23 protein-coding genes and 1 pseudogene are annotated in these 25,673 nt (G+C 60.6%); 13 read left to right on the top strand and 11 right to left on the bottom strand.

The features are described from left to right. Window positions 1–528 precede the first annotated feature (528 nt). Window positions 529–702, bottom strand: coding sequence for a DUF6771 family protein (locus BSY17_RS21490; RefSeq protein WP_171899186.1), 174 nt, complete (start codon window positions 700–702; stop codon window positions 529–531). Window positions 703–898: 196 nt separating this feature from the next. Here BSY17_RS21490 and BSY17_RS21830 point away from each other — a divergent pair, with 196 nt between their 5' ends. Continuing rightward, complete coding sequence (locus tag BSY17_RS21830; RefSeq protein ID WP_237236419.1) at window positions 899–1,414, top strand: GNAT family N-acetyltransferase; 516 nt, start codon at window positions 899–901, stop codon at window positions 1,412–1,414. Window positions 1,415–1,486: 72 nt separating this feature from the next. Then, entirely contained in the window at window positions 1,487–2,308 is an 822-nt protein-coding gene (gene xth, locus BSY17_RS04860; RefSeq protein ID WP_069064639.1) for an exodeoxyribonuclease III, read from the top strand. Here xth and BSY17_RS04855 read toward each other — a convergent pair. Both BSY17_RS04855 and trxC read right to left on the bottom strand, forming a co-directional pair. Continuing rightward, a complete protein-coding gene (locus BSY17_RS04855) occupies window positions 2,278–2,634 on the bottom strand; it encodes a hypothetical protein (protein WP_069064638.1) in 357 nt (118 codons plus the stop codon). The genes xth and BSY17_RS04855 overlap by 31 nt on opposite strands. Then, the gene (gene trxC / locus BSY17_RS04850) at window positions 2,604–3,074 is read right to left on the bottom strand and encodes a thioredoxin TrxC (protein ID WP_269466001.1); all 471 of its coding nucleotides are present in this window, start codon (window positions 3,072–3,074) and stop codon (window positions 2,604–2,606) included. Before trxC ends, BSY17_RS04855 begins: the two co-directional genes overlap by 31 nt. A 187-nt stretch (window positions 3,075–3,261) precedes the next feature. On the opposite strand from trxC, the gene BSY17_RS04845 reads away from it, so the two are divergent. The 4 genes from BSY17_RS04845 to BSY17_RS04830 all read left to right on the top strand — a co-directional run bounded on the left by BSY17_RS04845 (window position 3,262) and on the right by BSY17_RS04830 (window position 5,202). Further along, a complete protein-coding gene (locus BSY17_RS04845) occupies window positions 3,262–3,537 on the top strand; it encodes an HU family DNA-binding protein (protein WP_069064636.1) in 276 nt (91 codons plus the stop codon). 114 nt (window positions 3,538–3,651) lie between these two features. After that, window positions 3,652–4,314, top strand: a complete 663-nt coding sequence (locus tag BSY17_RS04840) for an SOS response-associated peptidase family protein (RefSeq protein WP_069064635.1) — start codon at window positions 3,652–3,654, stop codon at window positions 4,312–4,314. A gap of 49 nt (window positions 4,315–4,363) precedes the next feature. Further along, window positions 4,364–5,014, top strand: a complete 651-nt coding sequence (locus tag BSY17_RS04835; RefSeq protein WP_083217041.1) for an SOS response-associated peptidase — start codon at window positions 4,364–4,366, stop codon at window positions 5,012–5,014. Beyond that, complete coding sequence (locus BSY17_RS04830; protein ID WP_069064634.1) at window positions 5,011–5,202, top strand: DUF6961 family protein; 192 nt, start codon at window positions 5,011–5,013, stop codon at window positions 5,200–5,202. The genes BSY17_RS04835 and BSY17_RS04830 overlap by 4 nt, the downstream gene beginning before the upstream one ends. Window positions 5,203–5,211: 9 nt before the next feature. Here the strand turns inward: BSY17_RS04830 and BSY17_RS04825 are convergent, their stop codons facing one another. Continuing rightward, entirely contained in the window at window positions 5,212–5,805 is a 594-nt protein-coding gene (locus BSY17_RS04825; RefSeq protein ID WP_069064633.1) for an alpha-ketoglutarate-dependent dioxygenase AlkB, read from the bottom strand. Window positions 5,806–6,547: 742 nt separating this feature from the next. Between BSY17_RS04825 and BSY17_RS04815 the strand changes: the two genes are divergently transcribed. The 3 genes from BSY17_RS04815 (at window position 6,548) to BSY17_RS04810 (ending at window position 7,974) form a co-directional block, all read left to right on the top strand. Beyond that, window positions 6,548–6,937: a hypothetical protein gene (locus BSY17_RS04815; protein WP_069064631.1), complete on the top strand. Its 390-nt coding sequence runs from the start codon at window positions 6,548–6,550 to the stop codon at window positions 6,935–6,937. 63 nt (window positions 6,938–7,000) lie between these two features. After that, window positions 7,001–7,201 (top strand): DUF5818 domain-containing protein, encoded by a 201-nt coding sequence (locus BSY17_RS22160; protein WP_443019478.1) that lies wholly within the window; start codon window positions 7,001–7,003, stop codon window positions 7,199–7,201. Window positions 7,202–7,482: 281 nt separating this feature from the next. Further along, on the top strand, window positions 7,483–7,974 hold the full coding sequence (locus BSY17_RS04810; RefSeq protein ID WP_069064630.1) for a MucR family transcriptional regulator: 492 nt from the start codon (window positions 7,483–7,485) through the stop codon (window positions 7,972–7,974). An 833-nt stretch (window positions 7,975–8,807) separates the two neighbouring features. Here the strand turns inward: BSY17_RS04810 and BSY17_RS04800 are convergent. Together BSY17_RS04800 and BSY17_RS04795 are read right to left on the bottom strand one after the other, a co-directional pair. Next, on the bottom strand, window positions 8,808–10,586 hold the full coding sequence (locus BSY17_RS04800) for a hypothetical protein (protein WP_150125730.1): 1,779 nt from the start codon (window positions 10,584–10,586) through the stop codon (window positions 8,808–8,810). A 138-nt stretch (window positions 10,587–10,724) separates the two neighbouring features. After that, window positions 10,725–12,692, bottom strand: coding sequence for an AAA family ATPase (locus BSY17_RS04795; protein ID WP_069064628.1), 1,968 nt, complete (start codon window positions 12,690–12,692; stop codon window positions 10,725–10,727). A gap of 254 nt (window positions 12,693–12,946) precedes the next feature. On the opposite strand from BSY17_RS04795, the pseudogene BSY17_RS04790 reads away from it, so the two are divergent. Continuing rightward, a pseudogene (locus BSY17_RS04790) lies at window positions 12,947–13,309 on the top strand (transposase); the annotation flags it as partial. A gap of 134 nt (window positions 13,310–13,443) precedes the next feature. Here BSY17_RS04790 and BSY17_RS04785 read toward each other — a convergent pair. The 5 genes from BSY17_RS04785 to BSY17_RS04765 all read right to left on the bottom strand — a co-directional run bounded on the left by BSY17_RS04785 (window position 13,444) and on the right by BSY17_RS04765 (window position 20,536). Continuing rightward, window positions 13,444–14,751, bottom strand: coding sequence for a hypothetical protein (locus BSY17_RS04785; RefSeq protein WP_069064627.1), 1,308 nt, complete (start codon window positions 14,749–14,751; stop codon window positions 13,444–13,446). After that, a complete protein-coding gene (locus tag BSY17_RS04780) occupies window positions 14,751–15,245 on the bottom strand; it encodes a hypothetical protein (RefSeq protein WP_069064626.1) in 495 nt (164 codons plus the stop codon). Before BSY17_RS04780 ends, BSY17_RS04785 begins: the two co-directional genes overlap by 1 nt. Before the next feature lie 396 nt (window positions 15,246–15,641). Then, the gene (locus BSY17_RS04775; protein ID WP_069064625.1) at window positions 15,642–16,871 is read right to left on the bottom strand and encodes a hypothetical protein; all 1,230 of its coding nucleotides are present in this window, start codon (window positions 16,869–16,871) and stop codon (window positions 15,642–15,644) included. Window positions 16,872–17,350: 479 nt separating this feature from the next. Continuing rightward, a complete protein-coding gene (locus BSY17_RS04770) occupies window positions 17,351–18,703 on the bottom strand; it encodes an IS1380 family transposase (RefSeq protein ID WP_069064624.1) in 1,353 nt (450 codons plus the stop codon). A 156-nt stretch (window positions 18,704–18,859) separates the two neighbouring features. Beyond that, complete coding sequence (locus tag BSY17_RS04765) at window positions 18,860–20,536, bottom strand: AIPR family protein (protein WP_069064623.1); 1,677 nt, start codon at window positions 20,534–20,536, stop codon at window positions 18,860–18,862. A gap of 328 nt (window positions 20,537–20,864) precedes the next feature. Between BSY17_RS04765 and BSY17_RS04760 the strand changes: the two genes are divergently transcribed. The 3 genes from BSY17_RS04760 to BSY17_RS04750 are packed head-to-tail and all read left to right on the top strand — an operon-like array spanning window position 20,865 to window position 25,560. Next, window positions 20,865–22,604, top strand: coding sequence for an SIR2 family protein (locus BSY17_RS04760; RefSeq protein WP_150125729.1), 1,740 nt, complete (start codon window positions 20,865–20,867; stop codon window positions 22,602–22,604). Then, window positions 22,601–23,149 carry a hypothetical protein gene (locus BSY17_RS04755; protein WP_069064621.1) on the top strand — a complete coding sequence of 183 codons (549 nt, stop codon included), beginning with the start codon at window positions 22,601–22,603 and terminating at the stop codon, window positions 23,147–23,149. The genes BSY17_RS04760 and BSY17_RS04755 overlap by 4 nt, the downstream gene beginning before the upstream one ends. Further along, complete coding sequence (locus BSY17_RS04750; protein WP_069064620.1) at window positions 23,146–25,560, top strand: AAA family ATPase; 2,415 nt, start codon at window positions 23,146–23,148, stop codon at window positions 25,558–25,560. Before BSY17_RS04755 ends, BSY17_RS04750 begins: the two co-directional genes overlap by 4 nt. Window positions 25,561–25,673: the final 113 nt, after the last annotated feature.

Genomic DNA, 25,673 nt, shown 5'->3' with positions numbered 1-25,673 from the left:
AAAATCCAGCGCGCAAAAAATGGATGGCCGATGTCCGGATCGATTTCTTCGGGCCGTTCAATCACTGTCTTAGGCGCGCTCACATTCCGACTCGGGAACGATCGGAGTGTTAGATAGGGGTCTGTTTCCCCTCACATAGAATGGGAGCGATCACGCCATCGGCGCATTCATCTTGCGTTACGAACCTGAGAGCCAACCCCATTCAATCGGCAGTTTCGATAATCGATATCGTCGTCGAAGGCCAAAGCGGCCAATTCACCATCGATGATTAAGGCAGCGCCTTTTGTTTCAGAGCGTCGGCCCAACGACGATTTCCGTGGCTTTAGCGCGACTGTGCGTGTCCCGATCGTTACCAGCGCGCCGTTCGCGCTGATGTCGGCCGTGAAGGTTCGACCGCCGTGGCAATGGATGGTCAACTGCTCGCTGTCCGATGCGCAGGCTATGGTCGGAACAACTGCGATAAGAAGGGCAGGGAGGAGAAGGCCTCCCATCGAAACAGATGCTCCACGGGATGGGTCCACGCGAAGCCTAACCTTCCGGCTCGTGCGTCGTTCCGTGCGACAGCGCATCTACGATCATGGCGGCGAGAGTTTCTTCAGCCCGTCCACGGGCATTGAGGTCTTTTGACGACAGATCGTGGCGAAGCCATTGTGGCGCGCGTGCAATGGCGCGCATGATCAGCTCGGAAGTCTCTGGGTCCATCGGCGGCCTATGGGTGGTCCTGTGCCGAGAAGCAATCGTCAAGGGGACGCCCTGCAGGCGATGATGATGAAAGCCAGGTGTTAAAAGAAGCCCCGCCGGAGCAGGGCTCGCGGCAGGGCCGAAGTTCAGGGAGGCGCCGCTTCAAAAGGGGGGAAGAAGCGACAAAGCCTTAGTAGCATATCGCGATGAATGACTGGTGAAGCGGCTGGTCATGGGAGCTGCAGTTGATTTCGTTGAGCTGTGGATGATGCCAGGCACCGCATCTGCACGAAATAGCCAAGTCAGGCAGAACGTCTCTATACTTCCTTCGGCGGATGGCGTGGGCGGAACCTCATTATGGCCCGTCTGTTCGACTTTTCGAATGGCCCGGCGAAATGCGCCGATGTGCATGGCCCGTAGGAAAAAGGAACCGACCATGGATGAATTGCAGAACGTCCGGGATAATGAGGGCGAAGGGCGCTATGAACTGGAGGGCGAAGGCGGGACGGCGATTGCGACCTATGACCGACGGGATGGCGCATTGGTTTTCACGCACACGCAAGTCCCCAAAGCGCTCGAAGGGCAGGGCATCGCCAGCAGGCTTATCGCCGGCGCGCTGGCGGACGTGCGCGAGAAGGGGCTCAAGGTTGTGCCGCTATGCGGGTTCGTCGCGGGTTATCTTGATCGACATCCAGAAGATCAGGATCTGCTGGCGCTTGACGCGCCAGGCTGAGGAAGCCGGTCCTATATACTCTCATACGACAGAGCGTGCGGCTCCACGGCGGCAATTGCGGGAGCTGACCAGATGAAGGTAGCGACTTATAATGTGAACGGAATTAACGGGCGCTTGCCCGTCCTGCTACGATGGCTGGGCAAAGCCGAGCCCGACATCGTTTGCCTCCAGGAATTGAAGGCACCACAAGATAAATTTCCAGAAAAGGCAATTCGCGACGCAGGCTATGAAGCAGTCTGGCACGGGCAAAGCCGTTGGAACGGCGTTGCGATCCTGAGCCGTGTCGGTGATATCTATGAGACGCGCCGCGGGCTGCCTGGCGATCCGGACGATACGCAAAGCCGCTACATCGAGGCGGCGGTTGCCGGGGTTCTGGTGGCTGGTCTTTATCTACCCAACGGCAATCCACGCCCTGGACCCAAGTTCGACTTCAAATTGCGCTGGTTCGAGCGGCTTCATGATCACCTTGCCTCGCTCGTCGATCTCGATGCGCCGGTGGTGGTCGCCGGGGACTTCAACCTGATGCCGACGGATCTGGATGTCTATGCGCCCGAGCGATGGCGAGACGATGCGCTCTTCGCGCCGGAGGTGAGGGAAGCCTATCGCCATGTACTGGACCAGGGATGGAGCGACGCTCTGCGCGAAATGCACCCCGATGAGACCATCTACACCTTCTGGAAATATTGGCGCGGGGCATTCGAGCGCAACGCAGGCCTTCGGATCGACCATATTCTGCTCAACGCAAAGGCACGGGGCAGGCTTGAACGGGCGCAGGTCGATACAGCGCCGCGCGGATGGGAAAAGACGAGCGACCATGCTCCGGTTTGGATTGAGCTGGCCGACAAGCCGGTGCGCAAGGCGCGTCAATCAAGGGCGGCAAACCAGTCAGCATAGGGCGTGTTGCGCGCCATATGACGATTATAGTCAGGTGCGCCATCAGTCCACCAGACTGGGCCACGCTCGCCAAGTCCGCGTTTGGCAATGTCCACCGACGCATGCGCTTCACGCTCGGTCGATACATCGCCGTTTTTACGGGCGTCGCGCACGGCTCTGCGCGCCTGCATTAGATCCGATACCAGCGAAGCTCGGACGTCTTCGTCCAACGCGGGATCGGACAGCCGCCATAGGCGGCCGCGCACGACAAAATAACGGCCATCGGGCGTTGCCGGGTGGGCGGCGGACTTATGGCTCACGCCGGTCGTGCCGCCTCGCGCGCCCATGCAACGATGGCCTGTTGCGGCATAGCGCCCGATTGCCGCGCCATCTCGCGGCCACTCCGAAACAGGATCATCGTGGGAATGGACCGGATGGCATAGCGACCCGCAATCGCCTGGTGCGCCTCGGTATCGAGTTTCCCAAGGCGCATATAGGGTTCGAGTTGTCCCGCCGCGGCGCTGAAGGCGGGGGCCATCTGACGACAGGGACCGCACCAGCTCGCCCAGAAATCGACGAGCAGGGGAATATCGGACCGCGCGGCATGCGCGTCGAAATTATCTGCGGTCAGTGTGACCGGCTCACCAGAGAATAGGGGGCGCTTGCATCGGCCGCAGGTTCCGCCCTTGGCCAGCCTTTCGCGGGGCAACCGGTTCGCCGTTGCGCAGGCCGGACATATGACAATCAGGGCATCATTGGGCACCGTAGCCATTCTGGTCTCCATCATGCATCATCTTGGATGGCATAGATGCCATAGATGGGATCGGGCACCCCGAATGTCAGGCCCCTCGAAGACAAGCACGTCTTGGGACCACAATGAAGCCCATAGGCTGCCAACAAGCGATAGCGTCCTGGCTGGACGTTGGCTTGCGCCCTCGTCTCTGCCCGCCGTCCAACGACACAGGATATAGCCCATGAACAATACCGACCTCGCTGAGAAGATCGCCGGCGACAACGGCCTTTCCAAGGCGGATGCCCGCAAGCTGGTCGATGCGGTCTTCGCCGCAATCGCTGATGCTGCAGCAGCGGGCGAAGAAATTGCCCTGAACGGCTTTGGCAAGTTCAAGGTCAAGGACACGCCAGCGCGCGAAGGTCGCAACCCCTCCACCGGCGCCACTATCCAGATCGCAGCTGCCAAGAAGCTCGGCTTCACGCCTGCCAAGGCGATAAAGGACAAACTGAACGGCTGAGATTTCGCCGGGAAACGTCCGTCCAAGGCGCTTCCCGGCTATCGCCGGTTGACAATATTGTTCGCTTTATGTTCCAATCATCGGATGTCTTTCGAGTCTTCCTAGGAGCGGTCGATGTCCAGATTGCATACGACCCTGGCGAGTGTCGGCGAAGTCGCCATGCATTTCGGTGCGGCGCTGCCGCAAGGGCCTGTCCATTTTGCTCGTGAAACCACCGAGGGCGCTGACGGGCTCGTGGTCTTTGAAAGCCGGGGACGTCGGCTGTTACGGTCGATGGGGTGGGGCTTCCCGCGCCTGACCCGCGAGATGCGCGAACATGGCGACGATCCTCAGCGGCTGGGGCTGGTTGCCGATCTCACCAATCCCATGTGGGAGCATATGGTCGTGGACCCGCGCTATCGCTGCCTTATCGTCCTGACCCACTTCGCCAATCCTGACGGCATGCCCGGCCACAAGACGAGAACCTGGTTCTCGGTCAAACATGCGCCCGTCATGGCCTGGGCCGGCTTTTGCCGGAACCTGCCCGATTACGGACCGGTCTATGCCGGTATGACCATGGCGGCCAACGCCGCGGTCATATCGATCAACGACAGGATGCCGGTTCTTCTCGATCCCCACGACTATGACGCCTGGCTGCATGGCAGCATCAGGGACGTTATCGGATTCCAGCATCGCGCGCCCTTTGCTGCCGAACGCATGGTCGTCGAGCATACAGACGATCTCTGGCGCAGCGGAAAATTGCCAGCGAAAGCCCAGCCGCAGCTTGCCTTGCTCTAAGCGCTGCGCAACACTTGTGGTCGGGCGGCGCGACTAGGCAGGTGCAACAATGTGCAACCTCTATACTGAGCGATTGAGTGCAGCCGAGGTGGCCGCGCATTTCGGCGTCGAGCCGCCCGACATCGCCGCCATGAACGTGCCGGACGAAGTCTATCCCGGCTATCCCGGCATGGTGGTGCGCGAGGCAGAAGGAAAGCGTGTCCTTCAGTCCATGGTCTGGGGGTTTCCGCTGGTCCTGCGCGGCATGAAGCCAGGATCCAAGCCCAAGCCCGTTAATAATATCGCCGACCTGCGCAAACCCATGTGGGTTGGTCTCGCGCGAAAACCGCAGTGGCGTTGCCTTATCCCGCTGACTGCCTTTGCAGAAGCCGAAGGCGAGAAGGGATGCAAGACCCGCACCTGGTTCAATCTCAAGGAGCAGCCTGTCTTTGCCTGGGCCGGCCTTTGGCGAGAAAGCCAGGAATGGGGCGCGGTCTATTCGGGCGTCATGACCGATTGCAACGAAGCGATCCGTCCGGTGCATGATCGCATGCCTGTGCTTCTACATGAGGATGAATATGACCGTTGGCTTGGTGGATCGTTCGATGAGGCAGTCGCCTTCCAGGATCGCTGCTTTCCCGACGACCTGATCGAGATGACACGCACGAGCGACCCCTGGAACAAGCCCCGCATGTCCGCATCCATGCCGTCGCTCCTGTGAGAGCCGAACTCGAGCGTTGGGCCGAAGCTCTGGCGGTCGAGCGGCAACATGGCGTCGCCGGCGGGCGATTTATCGCGGAGAGAATAAGACATCTTGCGCTGGCGGGCGATGAAGGGGGCGTGGCGCGGTGGCTCGCCATTGCAACGCGGCTGGACCAGCTTCTCGATGAGGGCGCCGTGGCGCATTGAAGGCCCACGCTATCTGACCAAGGTCGGGTCCGATAGTTTGGCCGACAGTGTACGGAACGTGATCGACCAGCGGGTCTCTTCCATTTCAGCTATGCTATGTTCCCATTCGTACCGCGCTTCACCATGGAGGTGATAGATTGAACGCGGGGCCAGCGGGACGGTGACGCGATCGAAGCCTTCGGCCTTGCGCCGCCGAAAGCGTAGCGGTGCGGCCACGCCCAGCGAAAGGCCAACAACATGGTCGAAAACCGGGCGATCGCGGTGCCAGCCAATACCTGCGCCGGGATCATATCGGAGCAATAGTGCCTGGGCGAGGCTGGCGGGATCGAGGCCAGCAAAGGCGGCGGCTCGGTCTCGCACAGGCAGTAGCCAGTCAGGCATGGGATCGGTTGGTCCGAAACGCGCGTCGTCAAAATCATAGCGCCAGCCAAAGGAGCTGGTCAGGCGCTTGCCCAGCCAGCCCTGAAAGCGGAATGGCTCGAGCGCGGTTGCGTCGATCCCATCGATCAGCCTCAATTCCTCGTCCCGCGAGAGGATGTCCTCACAATAGGAAAGGCCGGAGATTTGCGGGGTATCGAACAGATCGGGGAATAGGCTAGCCATCTACGTCTAGATTAAGAGGCGGCGCGCAGAAGGCAATCGCAGTGATTTTTCGACAAAGCTGCCACTGGGATAGGCCGCTTTCGCCGACTTCCTGTTTCCTGTTGCCATAGGAACTGAACCAGTCGCCGCTACTGTGCAAAGCAATCTGCGCTCTCCACGACAGGATGGATCCGATGCCCTGGTGGTCGTCCGCGGCGGGCAGCATGCTAAGAAAGCGCTGTCCGGAGCCAATCCCAAACCGGGAGTCAGACATGGAAGCAGCGCCACAACGCTAACCCGATGCATCCTTGCGGTATTTCATGGCAGGGTTAATACGGGCTGTCGCGTAGCGGTTGCAGATAACGGCATGGGATTGCGCGAAGGGATGTCCTGGCCGAAGGTCGGCAAGCTTGGAGCCGTGATTGCGCAATCCCAGCGCAAAATGCCAAAGCCGACTGGACCGTGACCTCAAGGGCGGGGACTGGGATGCGGGTGGATATCCATTTTGCAAAGAAGGACGCCGCGCCGAAGGCATAACTGAGGGGCCGGTGGGCAGTTTGAGGACGGGGGGAGACGGGGTCGCCACATTCGCCGGGAGCACGCGATCACCCACCGTTCCAGCTTTCCGTTCGCGCGAGCTGCGCGCTGTAGGTCTCGCGGGGAGCGTCGTTCATGGCTATAGGTTCGTCTCGCAATGGTTCGTTCGTGCTGATTGGCGTATATCTATCGCTCGAAAGCCTGGAGACGCTACTATGGGGGGCATATGTCGGACGATAAGCTGACTGATGACCAGAAAGTACGCTTTACGCTGGCCCTCGTTGAACAATGCGTGCGCAATACAGCTTTGGAGGATCTGCACGCAGGGGCAGTGCCAGGTAGCGCGACGGGGGATTTTGGTGACGTGAAGGTCGTCACACCCTATGGTGAAATCCCCTGGAATGGCCTGTCCCGCATCTCGGATGAGGAGATGAAATCGCTGATGATCGAGGTGTGCAACAAGGTGTTCACGTTCCTCACGCACGCCGAGGATCTGCTTGTCCTGGAGGGGGCAGCACGATGGAACAGGCCACAAATCGACATTCCCCTGCAGCGTAAGGCGCAAAAGCGCGCTGCATTGCGCGGCGAAAGCCGTGAGGACTTCGTGCGAAAGTGAGAAACCGAAGCGACAGTCGACCGCACCACGATCGTTTTCGAAATTGACGGGTTAATCCAGACTATGCCCCGAGACCGACCAATCACCCTTGAAGGACTGTTGCTTATTGAAAGCGGGCAGCTGGTTTTGCGCATGCCTGACGGCGGGCAGTGGCGGCTGCTGGGAATAGGCGGGCAGCGCCGTCTGGTCGGCCGCAGGGTGCGCATAGACGGGGTGCGTGAGCGGCACGACGTCGTGGCGGTCGAACGAATGACGCCACTATGACGCTCGCGCAGAGGCAGGTGCCGTAGGGCGCGGCTTCGATACCCATGAAAAGATGTGGGAAGAGGGCTGTCGAGAAGCGGTCACCGCTCGCAATGGCGGGCGAAGAGGCTGGCGCTCTGATGTGGAAGGAGATCGCAAGCTGCACTGCCCAAATGTCGCATGTGGAAATACAAAGCTAGGGTAGCGGGTTTGAACATTCTCCCCGTCATACCTATCTGCCAGCCACAAGCTTGCGGCAATTGGCGCGATCTACTTCTCTCCCTTGAAGGACGAACAATCAGATGACTGAGGTCGCTGTCGCGCAAGACGCATTGATCACGCTTACGGCCGACATTGTCGCGGCGCACGTCTCGAACAATTCGGTTGCCATCGGTGACCTTTCGCAACTCATCTCAAACGTTCATTCGGCGCTCGCGGGTCTGGGCACGCCGTCCGTCCCCGAGGTGCCGAGGCAGGAACCGGCCGTCTCCGTCCGCACGTCGGTCAAGCCGGACTATATCGTCTGCCTGGAGGACGGAAAGAAGCTCAAGATGCTCAAGCGGCACCTGAGAACCTCCTATCAGATGACGCCGCACGAATATCGGGCCAAATGGAACCTGCCATCGGACTATCCGATGACCGCGCCCAATTATGCGCAGCAGCGCAAGGAACTGGCGCAAAAGATCGGTCTGGGCCGCAAACCCGGCATCGCCGTTTCAGTCGAACCGCTCGCCAAAGAACCGGTGACACGGGCGCGTAAGCCAAAGGCAAAGGCCGAAGTCGAACCGGCCTGAACCAAGCGCGACCCGGATGCCTTTCGCCTGGCTGAAAGGACAGGGCTCTGACGGTATCTTCCAGAAGATCCATGCGCTTATTTTGCAGCGACGTCGCAGGGCATTTGTATAGGCTGGGTCATCGCCCCCGCCCTGCTGGGCGGTGCTTCCCAGACGGTCCTCCCGTGAGGGTGGTGAAGGTATCGGCCTGACAGACGGAAGGGCAGCACGTCGCCGTGCAAATCCCTATCCAGTTCAAAGCAGATGGCCTAGGCGAGGTATTCTGATCGTCAGGGGCTTTTCATGAACGGCTATGTGCAATTTGAGACCGCCGAGGGAGAAACCGATCGTGGTGAATGCCGATCGCGTGAATTTCGTGCGGCGGTTCAGGGGAGGAGACACGGCGAGCGCCGTGAACTTTGAGAAGGGCAATTATGTAGTGGTGAAGGGAAGCATCGAGGACGTGATGAAAGCGCTCGCTATGGGTTAGCCCGGAGCCGGTACCGCGCTTTCAATTCGACGCGAAGTCCAACCGGGTATGGTCAAGGCAGCGAGGGGGAATTTGCTTGGGAAGCGTTCTTTGACCCTTATAAGACGCTAAGAGATCAAATCCTGATCCCCAAGTTTAGATGTTTTGCTATCCCGGCAGGAGTCGACCAACTCGAGCCGTTCCAAGTTCTGCGCAAGAACGGCTGCTCTTGCTGGAACCCGCCGTTACCGCTTCATCGAGCAGACAGACAGCAGCGCGCCTCTTGAAGCCGTTCAATTCGATCTTAGCGCACCTAGGAGCGGAAATTCTGATTATGATCGGGGTTGTTACTGCGGTTAATCGCGCCCAAAGCTGGGAACGACAGCTACCTGCTGAAGGGATCTTCTCCTGCCGCCTCGTCGGACAAGCCGTCGCCGGAAGGTGGTGTCTCGGCGGCGGATGGCTCATCCTTCCGTAACAATGCCTCAGCCCAATCGATCGGCGCCAGCGGCGTCAGAAGCTGGTCTTCGAACATGGCCAGTTGCGCCATGGTCGGATGGTTGTCCCGCGCGCCCGCGATCACCGCGCGAGCCTCATTCTCATCACCTTCGCGGCGATGGGCTTCGGCAAGGACTAAATCGAACGCCGCTTCCAACAGCCACGGCAGGCGCAGACCGAGCTCGCGGTAACGCTGCCGATAATATTGCCCACGAACTTCCGTGAGCATCTTGGCGGTCCAGTCTATCGGCTTTCTCAGGACAAGAAGTAGCGACAGACTCTCCATCGAAGGCGCATTGAGGATTGACGTGTAACCCTTGACCACGTCCCACCACCCTTCGCGCCGCTGGTTCTCGGCGACCAAGACATTAAACAGATAGTAGAGAGATAGCATCGAGCGGCGATGGGTCGGTTGGGCCTGCGGGATCAAGATTTCGAACTTAGCCAGAAGGTCGCGAATGTCGACAAGTTGGGCTCCAGGCGTCTTCGCGAGTACGTTCGCGCAAAGGTCCAGGAATCCACTGAGCTTTAGTCTTGCCTGCTTGGGTTCGAAGCCTTCGTGCTTCCAGACCCAATATTCTGGCGCCATCTCAACCTCTACGATGCCGGGAATGTCGAGGTTATATAGGTAGTCCTCTTTGTCGACCTTCGGACTATCCTGAACAAATTGCAGGATCAGCGTCCGTGCCAGACGTGCAAGGCCTTGGATTGTAAGCGCGATCTCTCGATCCACGCGCGTCCATTCGCTGAGATCATGCACATACACGATCGGCTTGGGGATCGCCTGTAGTTCGTGAACATATTTTGAGCGGATTCGGTAGGCCAAGTCGAGCGCGCCGCCGAGGTCTGCCCTGCCAATTGGATTCTGTCGCTGCGCGGCATCCTCACGAAAGTAGGCCGGCTTTAGAGTTTGCATGGCATAGCCCCGGAAGCGTCTGGTCAAGGCTACGTGCTCGATGTCGAGCAGTGTATCGCGGACCTTGTCGGCCATGGCCTCTGGCGCGTCCTCGAGCGCCTTATCGATAGCCTCGCGTTTGCTGACCGCATAATCGCCCCAGGTTGCGCGATGCCCGTCAAACCCCTGCGCCAGCGATTCCACGGAAGCGACGAGTAGCGTGTAGGCAAGGTCAATGTCGTCACCCAAACGCTGCAGACCGCCGACATAAGTGCGGATCGCCCGCATCGCGCCGAGATAATACTCGCGCTTTAAGGCGATCAGGTCAGCGACGAACGCTTTAAGCGGCTCGACTTCCTCGGGTTGGCCCCAAACCTGGGCTTCGAAGGTCCGCGCTACATATTGCTTGGGTCGTGCATACGCGTTGGGGGCGAGCGGCGCGTCGCTTAACAGCCTGCGCGCAAGATCAGGATCTGGAGTGCAGGTGACATCCAGGCCGAACGACACAACCGCGGCCATGTCCTTCAAGAAGGGTTCCGCGCCAACCGAAGCCAGCGCTCCCTCCGCTGGGCCGCCTTCATATCGTTCGCTCACTTCGTAAATAAGCGCCTTCAAGCCGCTAAGGTTGGACGACGGCATTAGCCGCCCCGCTGCGGTCTCAAGCCCCTCGTCTTCGAAGCTGGTGCGATAATTGGTGTAAAGCACGCCACGCAGCCGGTTCTCCCGGCCAACCGCCGCCTTAAAGAACTTTCCGGTCGCGATCTGAAGCATGCATCCCCCGGCTTTCGTTACGTCCTTGTCCTGAAATCTAGCGAGGCGGGAGCCCATGGCTACGCCCGGCAATGTTAGTGGCCTCGCTAAGTTCAAAACGATTGTTCGGTCACTTTCGATTCACTGAGCTCACGTTGCTTAGGCCGCAAATTCCCCGATCCGCTGGAACGCTTTCTCGAAGCGGGCGAGTGTCTCTTTGACAGCCTTGCTGGAGCCGCTGAGCAGCTTGGGGTGCTGGAGCAGGTAGGCGGCGGGATCGTAGTGGCTGAACTCCGGGATCTCTGGCGGCAAAAGCCGGAAATACGCCTCCGTCTTCTTGACCGTGCGCGTCGTGCTCGTGTCGGCGGCTTCGAGCTTCTCCACCGTCAGAGCGTGCTCGTCCTTCAGACCGTAGGTGGCGTTCAAGAGGTCCACAAAGAGCTGAGGTGCGAAGAAGTCTTCGATGTCGGCCTCCTCCTTGCCCGCGATTTCAGTCGCGAGGATGATCCGCTCCTGGGCGAGGAGGGCCGACTTGTGGAGGTCGTCTAGCTTGCGCTTCTGCCCTCGGTCGAAGTCCGTTAGGACCGCCACGTTGAGCTTGTTGCCGTAGAATAGCTTCACGAACGGCAGTACCTTGTCGATGCCGCCCGATGGGCAGAGCGCCCAGCGCGCGGCGAGGTGGGCGCGGCCTGCCGTCTTCAGGGCGGCGGAGGCGATCTGAAGGTAGAGGACGTCGCTCGGCCCCTCCACGAGGAGCGTGTTCTTGCCGATGATGAGCGTCTGGGTGATCTCGAAGCCCATCGCGCCAAACACGGGGAAGTTCGTCTGCGGATCGGTGGTGAGAACGTCCGATCTGATCTTGGTGCCGATCGACTTCTTCCGGCCGCGCGCGTCGGTCTCAACAACGTCCTCGACGGTCCGGACCGAGGCGAGGTCATCCGGCGGCACCATGAAAGGCGAATGGGTCGACCAGATCAGCTGGTGTTTCGGCGCGATCTGCTCGGCGAAGTAGCGGAGCAGGTCGAGCTGAGCGGTGCCGTGCAGCGTCAGGCCAGGCTCGTCGAGGAGCAGAATGACGTTGCCATGTTTCTTCCGGATCTGCGCAAACTTCACGAGAAAGGAGAAGAACCAGATGAAGCCGGCGGAGCGCTCGGAGAATGGCACCGTGACGCCGTGCAGGCCGTTCTCGACGCGCGCCCGCGCCACTGGGCCGCTGTTGAACGGAGCAGGATCGCCGGACTTGCCCTCCGAAAGGACGACCTTGATCTTCAGCTCGTCGTTTTGGGTCCAGTACTCGAAAATCTGATCGGTGATGCGCAGGGCGGCGGCCTCGCACTTGGCGTTCAGCTCCTCGAACTGGTCGGTCGCGGTGAGGTCCTCCAGCGTCGTGCCAGCGTACTCGAGGAAGTCGAGGAATACCCGGTCGCCGCTCGCCATCTCGAAGCCGTTGCTGCGATCCTGCGCTAGCTGGTTGATCGACACCTCGCCGCTCATGCGGTCGTAGTGCGAAAAGTACATGAAGCGCGGCATCCGCGAGCTTAGGATGTCGATTGCCCTCAACGAAGCATCGTTTTTCCTGAACTCCTTGATCGCATCCAGGAGGGCCTGTTGGCTTTCGGATCGCACGTCTGCCGCCTCAAGACGCGCGGCCACGCGAACGGTGGTGCTAGATCCGGCGAGTTGCGTCCTCTCCTCAGTCGTCAGGCCGTGGGTGTCGACCAGATGGGCGACGACGGATGCCTCGTCGAGCGGCACCGTCCACGTCGTGCCGCTCTGCTCGTAAGTCTTGTAAACCTCGATGGTCCGTCCATTCAGCGCCTTAGTGCCCAGCTCGGCGGCGATCGCCCTTACGTCGGCATCGTCGAGCTCCCACGACGTCCTCATGACGACCGCCTCGCCGCTGCCGTGATCCTCGGCGTAGTCGGCGAACGCGCGGCGGGGATAGTTCGTGATCTTACCGTATTCGGTGAACGCCTTGTCGGTGGACCGCAGACCTTCTAGCGCCTTGAGGAAGGCCGACTTGCCCGCCTCGTTCTTGCCGACCAGGCAGGTCGACTGGCCTATCTCGACGGGGTTCGAATCGATGATGTTGCGGTAGTTCGTCGCCTGCGCGCGGATCAGCTTCACCTTCTTCTCCCCTAGTTCTGCCGCCGGCCTGTCTCCAATAAAAGTTGTGTGAGCCTAGGCGGTACAAAGGTCGAACATCGAGAACCAATCGTCCGCTGTCAACTGAACGCTTGCGAAACCAGGCACCAGCGGCTCTCGATGGACATCTGCTTGGCAAAGTGCGTCGCTTAGAAGCCGTAAGTCTGAAGCCGACCGAGACCGTGTAAAAACGCGAGACTGTGCTATGGTTTTCGCGGATTGCGGGAGGCTTTGAGATGGGCCGTTTCGTTGAAGGGGAAGACCGCCGGCAGGACTTTCTGCTGCCTGCATCGCTTGATGATTACGTGTCGGAGGACAACCCGGTCCGGGTGGTCGAGGCCTTTATCGACGAGCTTGATCTACAAACGTTGGGTTTCGCTGGAGCGACGCCCGCCGAGACCGGGCGCCCGGCCTACCATCCTTCGACGATGCTCAAGATCTACCTCTACGGCTATCTGAACCGGGTTCAGTCGAGCCGTCGGCTCGAACGTGAAGCGCAGCGCAATATCGAGCTGATGTGGCTGACCCGACGTCTCGCACCTGACTTCAAGACCATCGCGAACTTCCGGTGCGACAATGGCCCGGCGCTTCGGGCGGTACCCGCCATTACTGTGCCATTGAGCCGTCCGGCAGCAGCGCGCCCTAACATCGGTCATCCAGCCAGACTAAAGATGACCCCAAAAGCGGGCAACTTCGCGGCCTGAAATGGTGAAGGCCGTATTCCGCAGGTGTCTCAGTCCCTCAGCTTCGCCGCGAAGCGGTCGATCGCCGAGATGGGCCAACCCGTCTGCTTCAGGATCGTGATGCTCGCCAGCGCGTTACGGGCCATCGCCGGGTCGGCGTCCGGCCTGTTCAGCGCGAACGTCCGGAGCGGCGCGTCGTGTTCCGCCGCCATCTCCTGTAGCCGGCCAGGCTCCGCCAGGAACGAGGCGGTCTTGGTGGCGGGATCGAGTACGGCCTCGTAGTAGCGACGCTGGTCCTTCATCAGGTCGACCGCGAACTCCGAGACGAGACGCGACCGCTCGTCCTCCTCGCGGTCCAAGAGCCTGGCGCCGTACATCATCAACAGGTGGTCGCGAAGGCAGTGGTTGCGCACCTGCATCGCCTGGCTCCGATGCCGGCGGTGCGACTGATGGTCCTGCGGGGACTGCCCGGGCAGCAGGATGCCGTCCATGGCCCGGTCGACGTGGTCCAGGGTCTTCAGGTGGTAGGAAGCGATGTAGAGCGCCCTGAGCGCATCGCGCAGCTCCATGTCCTCGCCGATGCCGCCCATGAGCGCGAGATCGCATGCCACGAAGTCGCAGAAGAGCTCCTCCGCCACGTCAGGATCATCGAGGGCCGTGATGTAGGCCTCCCGTCCGAGCACCTGCTCGGGGCTGTCGAAATCGGCCAGCGTCTCGGCGATGACGTCGTCCAGCGGCGCGTCGTGGTATGCGGCCGGGTTCCCGTTCCTGAAGCCCTCGACCACCGATTCGGCCGTCCGCGACAGGTGGAACTCCCGCTTCGACGCGATGCTGTCGGCGACGATCCCCATGTAGAAGCCGGCGAAGTCGTGTCCGCTGTCCAGGATCTCGTGGCTGAGTTCATGGAAGACGGCGAACTGCTCCGCCAAGATGGTGAAGGCCGCGCGCAGCGGATCGCAGTCGACGGTCTTGCGCAGCAGGTCCTTCTGGTCCGCGTAGAAGTTGGCCGGCTCGATCCCGAGTTCGGCCTGGCCGTACTCCAGCGTCCTTTCCGCGATGTACTTGTGGAAGTAGGCGATCGCCTCCCTCTCGCCCTCGGCGTTGAAGAAGATACGGTTCAGGATGTTGAACGTCTGGCCGAGATACTGGTCGTAGATGAGCCAGCTCTCTCCGCCGATGCGCAGCCGCTCCGCCCGCCTCGACGGCGTGAAGACGATCCTTAGCGACGTGGTCAGGCCGAAATGACCCGCGAAGGTGCGGAAGGTGTCGCCGACAAGGAGGTCGTACATCTCCTCCTCGACCCGGTCGGGATGGTTCAGCCGCATCTGCGCGATGTAGCGGTCGACGGGTGGCGCCATCAGGGGAGCTTCTTCTCCTCGCCTTCCTCCAGGATCTTGAGCAGCGTGGCCTCGCTGACGCCTTGGATGGTGACGCCGTCCTTGACGAACCTGACGTGCCGTTTGGCGGCTATGTGGGCCGTCGCCAGCCGCACGATCTCGCGAATGGCGAAGGGCGTCAGCGTCACGAGCACCGTGGTCAGGGTCGCGCCGTCCAGCCCCTTCCGCTCGCCGCTGACCGGCGTCGCGCCGTGCACCGCCTCCGCGATCTCGCGCGCGAGCTCCGCGCTGTCGGTCTCGATCGCGATCTCGTTAGTTTCCCCGTCCATTCCCGTTCGGCCTCCCCGGATTGTCGCCGACAGACTGTAGGAACGGATCGGTGATGTCCAGCCCGCCGGATTGCGCTCGTCCGCTCCCTCCGGTTCGACGAGCGCGTGGTTGGCCGACCTCCAGTTGGCGGCGTCGAACGTCAACTCTTCCGTACCGCCCAAGATGGCGATGAGAAACGTCGCCATCGTTCCGGACAGATTGACCGCGAGCTAGGTGTAGCGGCCGTGCAGCTTCGCGCCCCAATCTCCGACGTTAATCGCGCCGGTCGCTACTCCCTGAAGCTGCCGCTCGTAATCCGACCATTATGACCCAATCGTCGAGCTTAGCCGCAACGAGTCTTGTGCACTCGTGAGCGTCCGGTCATGTCGGAAGCCGACATTTGGCGGACTGGACGGAAATGACGGGTTTGTCCCAGCTCTCGCCTTCTGATGTCGACCCTTTGTTGCCATTCAGCCGCCAAATTTGCGTTCCCAGCTGCGTTCGGTCTGCTTCATCGCTCTGCACGCCTGCGATTGGCCGGCAGGAGACTTTCCGGTCCAAGATATCAAGGGTCCTAAGCAGACGTTCGATATCGAGAAAATCTAGCTTTCAGTATCCACTAACGTGTCATCATCGAGTGGACGCCAACTATGAATGAATAATTGGGGATCGGCCATACCGCCCCGCGAACCGCGGCTAAGTTCGGCTCTGACTTCTATTGGTCGGTCACGCGGGACATTGATTCCGGGGGCTACGCCGTTGACTAAGGCGGTCCCGCCCCAGTCCAATTTGAACTGCAGTCCGTCAACGTCTTCATACAGCACGCCGGAATAGGTCGAAAGTTCGGGACCAGGCGCAGAAGACGAGATGGTTGCTGCTTCCTCTCGATGAAGCTCGCGCCAGTCGTAGATCTCGAGCTGCTCGCCGCCGGTCAACGAAGCTCTAACCTCGACGAGCGCACCCATCGGCACCCATCCGAGCGTATCGTCTGGCACGACAGGGGCATAGTGCGCGCCATCGGTGGTTTCGAAGGTGACGGCGCGTCCATCATGAACCTCAATCATCCGTCCGACGAAGCTTCCTATCGGGCTGTCGCTGCGCGGCGCCCAACCTTCGATAGCGTAGGTCCGACCGTATTTTGCGAGCGGACCGCGCAGGCGGAAGTCAGCGACGCGGCCCCCGGGCGGTGTCTCGCGATCGTTGTCGAGTTCAATATCGTGGCTGCCATCAACGGTGTAGACCTTTGGGACGCCGTCGTCGTGATCAAACAAGCCGACAACGTCGAGCTGAGGAGGCTCATATTCGGTGGACGGCAGAGGATCACTTGCAAAAAGCTGCGGCGCATTTCCTGCTTGAGGCGAGTCCTCTGCAAAGTCGGACGAGAATTTTCCGGAAAAGGGTGCCGCTTTTTCCGTCGCGAGCGATTGTAACTTTTCGATTGCTGGCATGGCGTTGCGTTCGACGAGGAATTCTTCCTCTGAAGTCCGGAACCCACAGCGGGCCGCGCCGCTTTCGATGCAGGCCTTCGCAATTTCCGTGGCGAAGGAGCCGTCACTGTCGCCCTTTAGCATATCCGCGCCACTGAGTGCCAAGGCCGCAAGAGCGATCGCGGTGCCGGTCGCCGAGTCGCGGAGAATGACCATAAGACGGGCGCGGAAGCTGCCGCGACCGAGGTGGACGATCTCAGTCGCTTCGAGCTCTCCCTCCGCGAATTGTGACTGAATGAAGAGTACGAATTCTGTGCCCAGCGCAAGCGCCCGCTCTGCGCTTAGCCGGCCGTTGGTCTCAATGAAGAATTCGATCTCGACGTTGGAAAAGGGCTGCATGATCATACTGTGCTAAAAATATCCCTGCGAGGTATTCATTTCCAACGCATAGGCCATACTTCAGTACGCTAAGAAAGTGGAATGTCTGCAGAGCAAATAATAACGGTAGCTTGACCATTGCCTGCAGTAATGACCAGTTTTGGCAAGCCTGTCTTTGTCCGAGAACGACGGCTTTGGGCGCGCGTTGCCGCCATCCCGCCGTCGACCATCTTCCGCCGTTCAGTGGTCAGGCGCGAATGGCCGAATAATGCTGGGAACTTCCGTTCGCCTCATGTGGAGGCGCCGACAATGCCAACTTCCAGCTTGCGCCTTTAGCTAGCCTCTCTTATTCACCGGTCTGCTGCGTGATGGCTTAATCCGGGACGGGGTGGCAGGCTGAGGCGGCCAGCGCGAGTTGCCCTGTGGCGACTATTTCATCGCGTTTGGCCGAGAGGTTTGCGGGGTTTCTGGACAGGGTGGATCGATCTGCGGCCGCGCCGCGCCGTTCAGGTCGGCGCGGCTTTGAGGGCGCGGGCGATATGCTGGAAGATGTCGGCGTCGGGGCAAGCGCTGGCGAAGGCGATGCGGATGCGGCTGGCGGTTTCGACGACGCGGGCGGCGACCTTGATGAGGCGGATGCGGATGGTGGCGAACTCGGCGTTCCTCAGCGCTGCGGTGGCGGGCACGGCCTGCCGCAGCTTCCACATCAGCCAATATGCGGCAGTGTGGAGGATGAGGCGCATCTGGTTGGCATTGGCCGATCGGCAGGAGGTGCGATCGCTCTTCAACTGGGTCTTGTGGAGTTTGATGAGGTTTTCAGCCTGGCCACGAGCACAATAGAGCGTGTCGTAGATGTGCTCGGCGCTACCAAGCTCGATCGAGGTGACGACGAAGCGGATATCGAGGCCCATAGTGCTGGCTTCGATCCGCGCGACGACCCTGCGTTTGGTCGGCCCCCAGGATTTGGCGGCGTAGCAAGTCTCGGCATAACGGCGCAGCACGCCCAATCCCTGCAGCGCCCGGTCGGTGGCACAGGCATCGCCGCGATTGACGATGACGGGATCGGCATGGAGCGCCTTGTTGCCGGGCAGGCCGAACACATAGTCGATGCCGTTCGCCTCGCACCACGCCATGATCTCGGGGCGGCCGTAATGGCCATCACCGCGTAGCGTGATGCGGGTATTGGGCCAGTGGCAGCGGATGCGCCGGATCAGCCGACGCACATGGCCTGCCGTCTCGACCCCCGATGGGCTCTTGCCGGTGCGCAGCAGCATCGCCACCGGACGTCCAGTCGCGGTGTCATAAACATGGATCGGCAGGAAGCAGCGCTCGCCATAATGGCCGTTCCAGAAGGAGAGCTGCTGGCCGCCATGGACGACATCAACTGTCTCATCTATATCAAGCGTCACCGCGACCGGCGGCACGGGATAGCTCGCGCAGTAGAGATCAACGAGCGCGCCTGTCAGACGCACCAGTTCGCGCGTCGTCGGCGCATTCTCCCAGCGGCTCATCGTTGGCTGGCTTGCCAGGCCGATCACGCCGCCGGGCAGTTTGCCGAGCGCCAGCTTGAACCCAGGATCGTGACGCAAACTGTCGAGATCATCGGCATCTTCATAGCCGCAGGCGATCGCCAGCATGCGAGCGCGCAGGATGTCGTCGAGATCGTGGACGACGCGGCTCTGGTCGCGAGGGTCGCAAATGCAGGCGGCAAGCCGTTCCGCAATGCCAAGCTGTCGCTCGGCCTGCGCCAGCAGCAATACGCCACCATCGGATGTCAGCCGACCGCCGTCGAAGGCGGCGGTCATTTTCTTGCGGCAAATCGCTGGGAATGAGAAACCGAGGAGGCTATCATCTGCCATGGCGGTCGTGGCACTTTCTGTCCGGCGTAGAGGGATGATTTAAGCACCCTTTCTCTACTCCAGATCAGTAACTTACGCCACGTCCGCCAACCCCATCCCATGCCGCCGGTGAATAAGACGGGCTAGCGTTATCGACGACAGAAATAGCTCGACGGACTAGAGGAGGCTAAGTTGCTGGGGTTGCTCGTTGAGCGAGGCTCGAAACAGGTTCTGTTTCGTGGCCGCATTTCTGAAGAGGCGGTAGGTCGAGATATTCGGGCGGTCCTTGACGAACTCGGCCAACCGCCGCTCCGCCTCGGGGATTAGAGGGCCGACCTGGTCGAAATCGAAGATGTCGATGTTGGCGCGGTCCGCGAGTTTTCTGACTGCGAAGGCCAGATGATACAACCCCTCGACGATCCAAGCAGATTCGATTTCCTGCTCTGCGGCCAGCCTTGATGCCCTACGCGCTTCCTGCAGCTTGGCGCGGCGATGCTTCTCGATCTCGGTGTAGAGGCTCCACACCGATATCACGCGCTTCGCATCCATCTCAGAAGGATCGAAAACCAGCGGAAAATACTCTCCGAATATTCGATCCGAAGCCGTCTTCGCTTTATCGGGTTCAGCGCGGACGTAGGCTAACCAGACCTGCCCGAGCTTCAGGGCATCTATGCGTCTGCTTTCGTCGATCTTGGAATGCTGGTCGCGCTTTCGATCCAGATGCCACTCGTGCTTCAGCAGCGACGCCTCGAGGCGGACGAGTACGGGATCGTTCGATCTCAGGTCGCGGCTTCGTATCGGCGTCTGGCTGTTCGTTGCCTCGGCGACCTTCGCATAGAGGCTCTTATCTTGCGTCTCAATTATGCGAACGAGAAGCCGAACGCGCTGCACGGAAGCGAAGCTGGTTCGCGATGCCTGGAAGAGCGCGTGCGAGGTCTGGCCACCGTTCACCACTTGAGGATTCAGGAGGCGCAATGGTGCATTCTTGAAGCCAGGCTGATAACTGAACCGTTCGCAGACAATCGTAATGCCATTGTTGAAATACCAGAACATTCCGGCTTCGTTGGACACGGCGGTATCGTAGATGCGCCGGTTTATGTCGTTCTGTTCACCAAGGTAGACGCGGACGTTCTCCTCAAACAGATCGGGGTCGAGCTGCGTCGGCTTGGTGGGATCTGTCAGCGCCGCGATAAATTCGTCGCCGCAGACCGTTCCGATGACAGCCCGCACGTTGCCGTCCGTGCGCTCATAAATCTGTTCCTCCACGATCCGGAGGTGGATCTCCCGCTCTGTCGCTGTCCGGTGGGAGACCGTGTCAGACAGGAAATCGAGATCGGCTTCGTGGAGCTGGAAGAACTTGAACCGGGCAAGCGATGATTCAAAACGAGCCTTGTGGTCGGGGATGAGCCGCTCCCCATTGGAGCAAAGGTGGACTTCGACCTGGCACGCCCCCGAATTCACAAAGTCCCAGATATCCAACACCTTCTGCCGCAGCAGCGGATTGCATGTGTCGAGAAAACCGTCGACCTGTCCGAAACAGTCCCCGATGAAGGCAAGGAGTTTGTCAATCTCAGTCGACGGGAAGTTGCGGTTGCTGCCGTTGAATTTGCTGTGGCACTTGAACTGGAAGAGATGGATTACACGGCACCCGAAGCGCTCGTCGAGATAGACCGCGTCAATGCCCCTGTCCTCTCCTCCATCGGTGATCGAGCCCCTCGCCTCATCGAAGTCGATGCGTAGTAGTGATGTCACGCAGAGAAGGGAGAACGCTTCCCGCCGGGTTTCGAGATTGAGAGTCTTCTCAATTTGAGCGGCAGCCGCGTCTACGTTTCCCCAGTCAAGAAGTGTTGCCATGCAATACCTCTTGCCCTGTGGCTCCGCCCGTTTCAACCTTTCCGTCGATATGGGGCGTCAGCCGCCTCTACGGGCTCGCCTGTACGGTGCCGAAAGTCGCCACCTTGTCATGCCGACCCGTTGTCAACCCATATAAGAAATTCAGCCAAGAATTTTCGATCCATCGAGGCAGACGGTCGGCTATTCGACACTGCGCGAACCGCGCCGAATTGATCACGCCCGCATCAAACGATGCGCAAGCGCCGCACACTATGGATATCGTAGGAAAGTAACTGGATCGACCGTGAAATTCGATTAAGATCGCGATTTCAGCAACGAGCTGATCAGATTGAACGACGATCAAAGCCATGCGGGGGCATGGTCACTGGGGGAATGTTTGCCGACTGCGGGCGAAATCACGGTTGCTGAGACGCTGTCGCTCCTAGAGACAAGTTCTCCAGGGCTTGCAGAAGGTGTGGCACGCGGCCTTTATGCGTTGTGGCTTGGTTCCGGCATTTCGCTTGAACGTGTTGTCGGTGTTCCTGCTGTCGTCGGCCGCGTCATCGAATATCTGCGATCGCGCATGGACCCGGCAGGCAATGACTGTCGCTACAAAGTTGCGCTCGAGCAGGTGATCGCGCAGCTATCGCCTCCCGAGCGCCAGCTTTTGCATCTCGATCTGCCGATCGAGGATTGGCCAGCAGACGACCGAAAGACTGTGACCTGCCGTCTGGCTGGCTTCTACTCCGAAGTGCTCGAGACCCAGCTCGATGGTGAAGCCGAAGCGGATTTTTTGCTCTGGCAGGCCGTGGACGTGCCGGGCAGCTTCACAGGCGACGAGCCCGACGCCGAGCATCTTTGCATTGTCATGCTGACCCTCGAGGGCGCATTTCGCGACATCTCTTCGGCCAACTGGGATTATCTGATCGAAGCCGCTGAGCGCGAACTCGCCGGCGCCGTTGGATCGCAAATTGATGTTTGCATCTGTGCCGGTGACTTTCAGGGCGCTGGGGGGCGCGCAAAGCTGCTCAAATATCATGGTTGCGCCGTCAAGGCGGTGGCGGAGCCGGACATCTATCGCCGGTTGCTGATCGCCCGGACGCCGCAGATCCAAGGCTACCGACTCAACGCCGCCTATAACGTCATGCGCGGACATTTGCTCACGCTCGTCCAGCAACGTCGCACCCTGATGATCGGCTTCTCCGCGCAGGATAATGATGTTCAGGAGATTTTCGTCGAGGGCGCTCAGCACAGCAATTGGGACTGGAACGCAGCACTCAAAGCCTTCATCTTCGCCGAAGAGGCATTGAAGCAAGGCCAGAAGGGCGTGCTCACGAGCGCCTATGGCGAAGCGAATTATCATGCCAATCGCGTTGCGATCGAAGCGAACGCAAGGGTGCGTGCGTTCGCAAAGCCGCTGTTGATCGCACTGCTGCTCAATGTGCTTGAAATGAAAGCGGTGGCACTTACCGACCTCGGTTTACCGGCAGCATGGCTGGTCCATCAGAAGGCCGCGATCGGGGCCGGACTGCGGCAGCTCCGCGACGGGGCCGCGGCGACCGCCGCCGATCCACTCGCCTTCGTCCGTCGGCTGATCGGCGCGCTCAATCACGGTCAGGATCTCTTTCAGCATGGCAACACCGATCATGGACGCTATCTGCCGATCAGCCGTGATACGCTCCAACAGATCGGCGGGGTGAACGCGGCGACCGGACTTCGCCAGGCGTCCGTTGCACTGGCGCTGCTGGGCCACGGAGCGGGAGCCGGAAATTGGAAGGTCACCAACGACGCTGCCCGCAACACGCCTATCCTGCTCGACCAGGAGGGCAAGACAACTCGCGTGTTCCTCGCAGCCAATGACTATGTCGCATCCAGCATGGTACAGAATGGGCATGTCGATCCCGATTCCCACGATACGGTGGTGCTGCTCAGCGCCTCTGCGACACAACGAAGCGCGCGCTTCCCCGGCGGCAAATATGGCCGTGACGCCAAGGTCAAGCTTCGCGAGATCTGCATGACCTCCCTGATCGAGCACGCCACCGACGCGGCTGATCTGCTCGAATCCTTCAAGCGGAGCGCAAGCCTGTGACACCACTCGACCGCGTGATCGACGTCCTCAAGGCAAAGGGGTTCCGGGACGCGCAGCAGCCATTCGGCATCGGCTCGGCAACCTTCAAATTCGACGCCGTCCTCACCGCCGACAAGACTCTCAACCTTGTCATCCTGCAGGACACCACGGTCGGCTCGATCGAGCGTCTCCGACGCGAGTTGCTCGCGTTCGGGCGGTCGCTCGATGTGCTGGGCTCCCGCCGCACCCTGACCCTCGTTCTGGTTGGGCAGCGGATCGACGCGGATATTGCCGAAGGCCTGTCGCAGATTTGCCGTTTGCTGACAGTTAGCGCTACGGCCGATGATACCCAGATACATGACAGTCTTGCAGTGCTTTTGCCGCTAGAATTGCCCACCGCCACCGATCTTCAGGGCGACTGGAGTAACGAAGTGCGCAGGCGCATGTCCGCTAGCACCACTCGGGTCGCCGCGATGTACCTCTCCGCGGCCGAGCAGGGCGAAGCAGGGGTCCGCCACGAATTGCGCCGCCGGATCGATCGCGCCCTGTCGGAAGGCCTTTCATGAGCGCGCAGCTGACAGAACTGGTCGTCACCAATTTCCGCAGTATTCGCGGGACCGTGTCCATCCCGCTTAATGCCCCGATCGTGCTTGTTCACGGTTCGAACGGCGCCGGCAAAACGAGCATCGCCACCGCGCTCGAACTGGCGCTGACCGGCGATGTCGCGGGGCTGCGCCGAAGCGACGACAATGTGCAGGCGCATCTCGTCAACCGCCACGCCGAGTTCGCTGAGATCAGCCTTAGCGTGTCGGGAGGCCTGCGGCCCGAAACGAACATGTCGGTCCGCAAAGGTGTTATCGAGGGCCGGCCGCTGCTCGGGCGGGATCATGAAACCTTCTATTCCGACCGCTGCTACCTGTCGCAATCAACGCTCGGGCGCCTGCTCGACATCTATCAGTCGCCTGCCTCCCGTGATCCGACCAACACGCCTCTCACGAACTTCGTGAAAAGCCTGTTGGGCCTTGACCAGCTGGAATCCCTGATCGATGGTCTTCATGCGGCCGGCGACAAGCGACGAATGGCGAAACTCAGCAGTGACTTCGACCGGGCAGATAATCTTCAGGGTCGCCTCGAAGGCGAGCTGCGCGAGGTCACCGCGCTCGACAAGCGAGAGGCAGCGGAAATCGCGGAACTGCAGGGTCGGCTAGCGCCGCTTCGTGTGTCGCTCGAGCTTCCGGACGATCTGATCGCCGCCGCGAACCTGCTCGCAGTCGTCAACGGTCGTGATGCCTCGGCGCGGGAGGTCGCGCGGGTGAACGGTGTCGTCAGCCTGCAGCACCAATGGTCGCAGCTCGCGACTGATGACGATGCCGTGAGCATCGCCGCGCTCGAGCGTGCGGAAGCCGAAACATCTGACGCGCTGACGCGACATCGTGACGGTCCGGGTAAGCGGCTCGCCGACGCCATCACCACACTGCGACCGATCTTCCCCGATGTTCCCGACCCCGATCAGAATAATCCGGAGGAAGCGCGCAGCGTGGCACTCGCGCTCGTCATCCGCGAGATCATCCGGCTGGAAGGGCTCGTCGCCACATCAGCGACTTCGACCCAGGCACTAACGGCCACCGATCAGCAATTGCGGCAGCATCGCGCCCGACTGACGGTATTGGATACGCAGGTCGAGCAGGTCGCCGGGGACACGGCGGGTCTTGGTCAGGCGCTTGCCGCGCTTATCCCCCATATCCATGACGACACTTGCCCTGTCTGCCACCGCGACTTCAGCGAAGTTCCCGGGGTCAATTTGAGGATCCACGTCGCGGAAGAAATCGCGCGGCTCGTCGGGCGGTCCGAGCGGCTCAACGAACTCATCGCCGAGCGTAAACAGGTGCAGGATCAGATCGCACAAGGCGAGCGCGCCCGAAGCGCGGACCAAGCTCGCGCCTTGCCCCAGATCGATCTGACCAGCCATCAGCAACGGCTTGCGACCTTGCGCTCGGCCAAATCCGAACTTGAGGAACTGGCTGGGATAGCGGGGCAGGGAACGCAACTTCGCGATCATCATGCCGCTGCCGCCCGCCGGACCGGCCAAGCTCGTCTCCGTGATTCGACCGGCGGCGAAATCCGCGCGACTCTTATGAACCTAGCGGTCACGATTGGCGCGCCCGAGGTCACCGACGCCGAACCTACACAGGAGGTGCTCTCGCGCTTGCTGACCGCCGTCGAGGCCGCGCGCGACACCGCCAGGAAGCAGGCAGAAGATCGACAGTCTGCGGCGCAGATCATCCTCGATATCCAGGCCCGGCAGCTCGAGAAGGCGCGACGCGACGCGGAGAATGTCGAGCGCAGGCAGCGGCTCGATCGGCTGACGGCAGCCCAGCGTGTGGTGCGCACCGAACGAGACATGGCCAATCGCCTGCGCGTCGCCGCCAGCGAGGCGCGGACCGCGATTGTCGGCAAGGTGTTTAACGAGCGGCTCAACACGATCTGGCGCGATCTCTTCGTCAGGCTCGCGCCCAACGAACCGTTTGTGCCCGCATTTGTCTTGCCCTCAAAAGACGGCGATCCAATTTCCGCGCTGCTGGAGACCGTGCATCGGGATGGCGGCACCTACGGCCGTCCGGGCGCCATGCTAAGCGCGGGCAACCTTAACACCGCCGCGCTGACACTGTTCCTGGCGCTTCACCTGTCGGTGAATCCCGACCTACCATGGCTGGTGTTGGACGACCCGGTTCAGTCGATGGATGAGCTGCATGTCGCACAGTTCGCCGCGCTGTTGCGAACGCTGGCGAAACGCGAGGATCGCCAGATCATTATCGCGATCCACGAACGACAGCTGTTCGATTACCTGACGCTCGAACTCAGCCCAGCCTTTCCCGGCGACAAGCTCATCACCGTCGAGATCAGCAAGTCGCCCGAAGGTTCGACCGAATATTCGACAAACGTGCTTGGCTTTGAGCCCGACCGATTGGTTGCCTGAGCCTGACGATCTCGGAAGCCGAAACGGGAAACGGTTTCGTGAAGTCTTTTTGACGGTTGAGATGGGAACGATCGAAGTTCTGCATCTACCCGACTGGTGAGACGGATATGCGG

The organism is Sphingobium sp. RAC03 (genome assembly GCF_001713415.1).
Classification (GTDB): Bacteria; Pseudomonadota; Alphaproteobacteria; order Sphingomonadales; family Sphingomonadaceae; genus Sphingobium.
This window is presented reverse-complemented; position numbering and strand designations above follow the sequence as displayed.

What these genes read in the sequence shown, in the direction of transcription:
- BSY17_RS21490 (WP_171899186.1), bottom strand. Translation starts at nt 702, where the DNA reads ATGGACCCAGAGACTTCCGAGCTGATCATGCGCGCCATTGCACGCGCG.
- xth (WP_069064639.1), top strand. Translation starts at nt 1,487, where the DNA reads ATGAAGGTAGCGACTTATAATGTGAACGGAATTAACGGGCGCTTGCCC.
- BSY17_RS04855 (WP_069064638.1), bottom strand. Translation starts at nt 2,634, where the DNA reads ATGGGCGCGCGAGGCGGCACGACCGGCGTGAGCCATAAGTCCGCCGCC.
- trxC (WP_269466001.1), bottom strand. Translation starts at nt 3,074, where the DNA reads ATGATGGAGACCAGAATGGCTACGGTGCCCAATGATGCCCTGATTGTC.
- BSY17_RS04845 (WP_069064636.1), top strand. Translation starts at nt 3,262, where the DNA reads ATGAACAATACCGACCTCGCTGAGAAGATCGCCGGCGACAACGGCCTT.
- BSY17_RS04840 (WP_069064635.1), top strand. Translation starts at nt 3,652, where the DNA reads ATGTCCAGATTGCATACGACCCTGGCGAGTGTCGGCGAAGTCGCCATG.
- BSY17_RS04835 (WP_083217041.1), top strand. Translation starts at nt 4,364, where the DNA reads ATGTGCAACCTCTATACTGAGCGATTGAGTGCAGCCGAGGTGGCCGCG.
- BSY17_RS04825 (WP_069064633.1), bottom strand. Translation starts at nt 5,805, where the DNA reads ATGGCTAGCCTATTCCCCGATCTGTTCGATACCCCGCAAATCTCCGGC.
- BSY17_RS04815 (WP_069064631.1), top strand. Translation starts at nt 6,548, where the DNA reads ATGTCGGACGATAAGCTGACTGATGACCAGAAAGTACGCTTTACGCTG.
- BSY17_RS22160 (WP_443019478.1), top strand. Translation starts at nt 7,001, where the DNA reads ATGCCCCGAGACCGACCAATCACCCTTGAAGGACTGTTGCTTATTGAA.
- BSY17_RS04810 (WP_069064630.1), top strand. Translation starts at nt 7,483, where the DNA reads ATGACTGAGGTCGCTGTCGCGCAAGACGCATTGATCACGCTTACGGCC.
- BSY17_RS04800 (WP_150125730.1), bottom strand. Translation starts at nt 10,586, where the DNA reads ATGCTTCAGATCGCGACCGGAAAGTTCTTTAAGGCGGCGGTTGGCCGG.
- BSY17_RS04785 (WP_069064627.1), bottom strand. Translation starts at nt 14,751, where the DNA reads ATGGCGCCACCCGTCGACCGCTACATCGCGCAGATGCGGCTGAACCAT.
- BSY17_RS04780 (WP_069064626.1), bottom strand. Translation starts at nt 15,245, where the DNA reads ATGGCGACGTTTCTCATCGCCATCTTGGGCGGTACGGAAGAGTTGACG.
- BSY17_RS04775 (WP_069064625.1), bottom strand. Translation starts at nt 16,871, where the DNA reads ATGATCATGCAGCCCTTTTCCAACGTCGAGATCGAATTCTTCATTGAG.
- BSY17_RS04770 (WP_069064624.1), bottom strand. Translation starts at nt 18,703, where the DNA reads ATGGCAGATGATAGCCTCCTCGGTTTCTCATTCCCAGCGATTTGCCGC.
- BSY17_RS04765 (WP_069064623.1), bottom strand. Translation starts at nt 20,536, where the DNA reads ATGGCAACACTTCTTGACTGGGGAAACGTAGACGCGGCTGCCGCTCAA.
- BSY17_RS04750 (WP_069064620.1), top strand. Translation starts at nt 23,146, where the DNA reads ATGAGCGCGCAGCTGACAGAACTGGTCGTCACCAATTTCCGCAGTATT.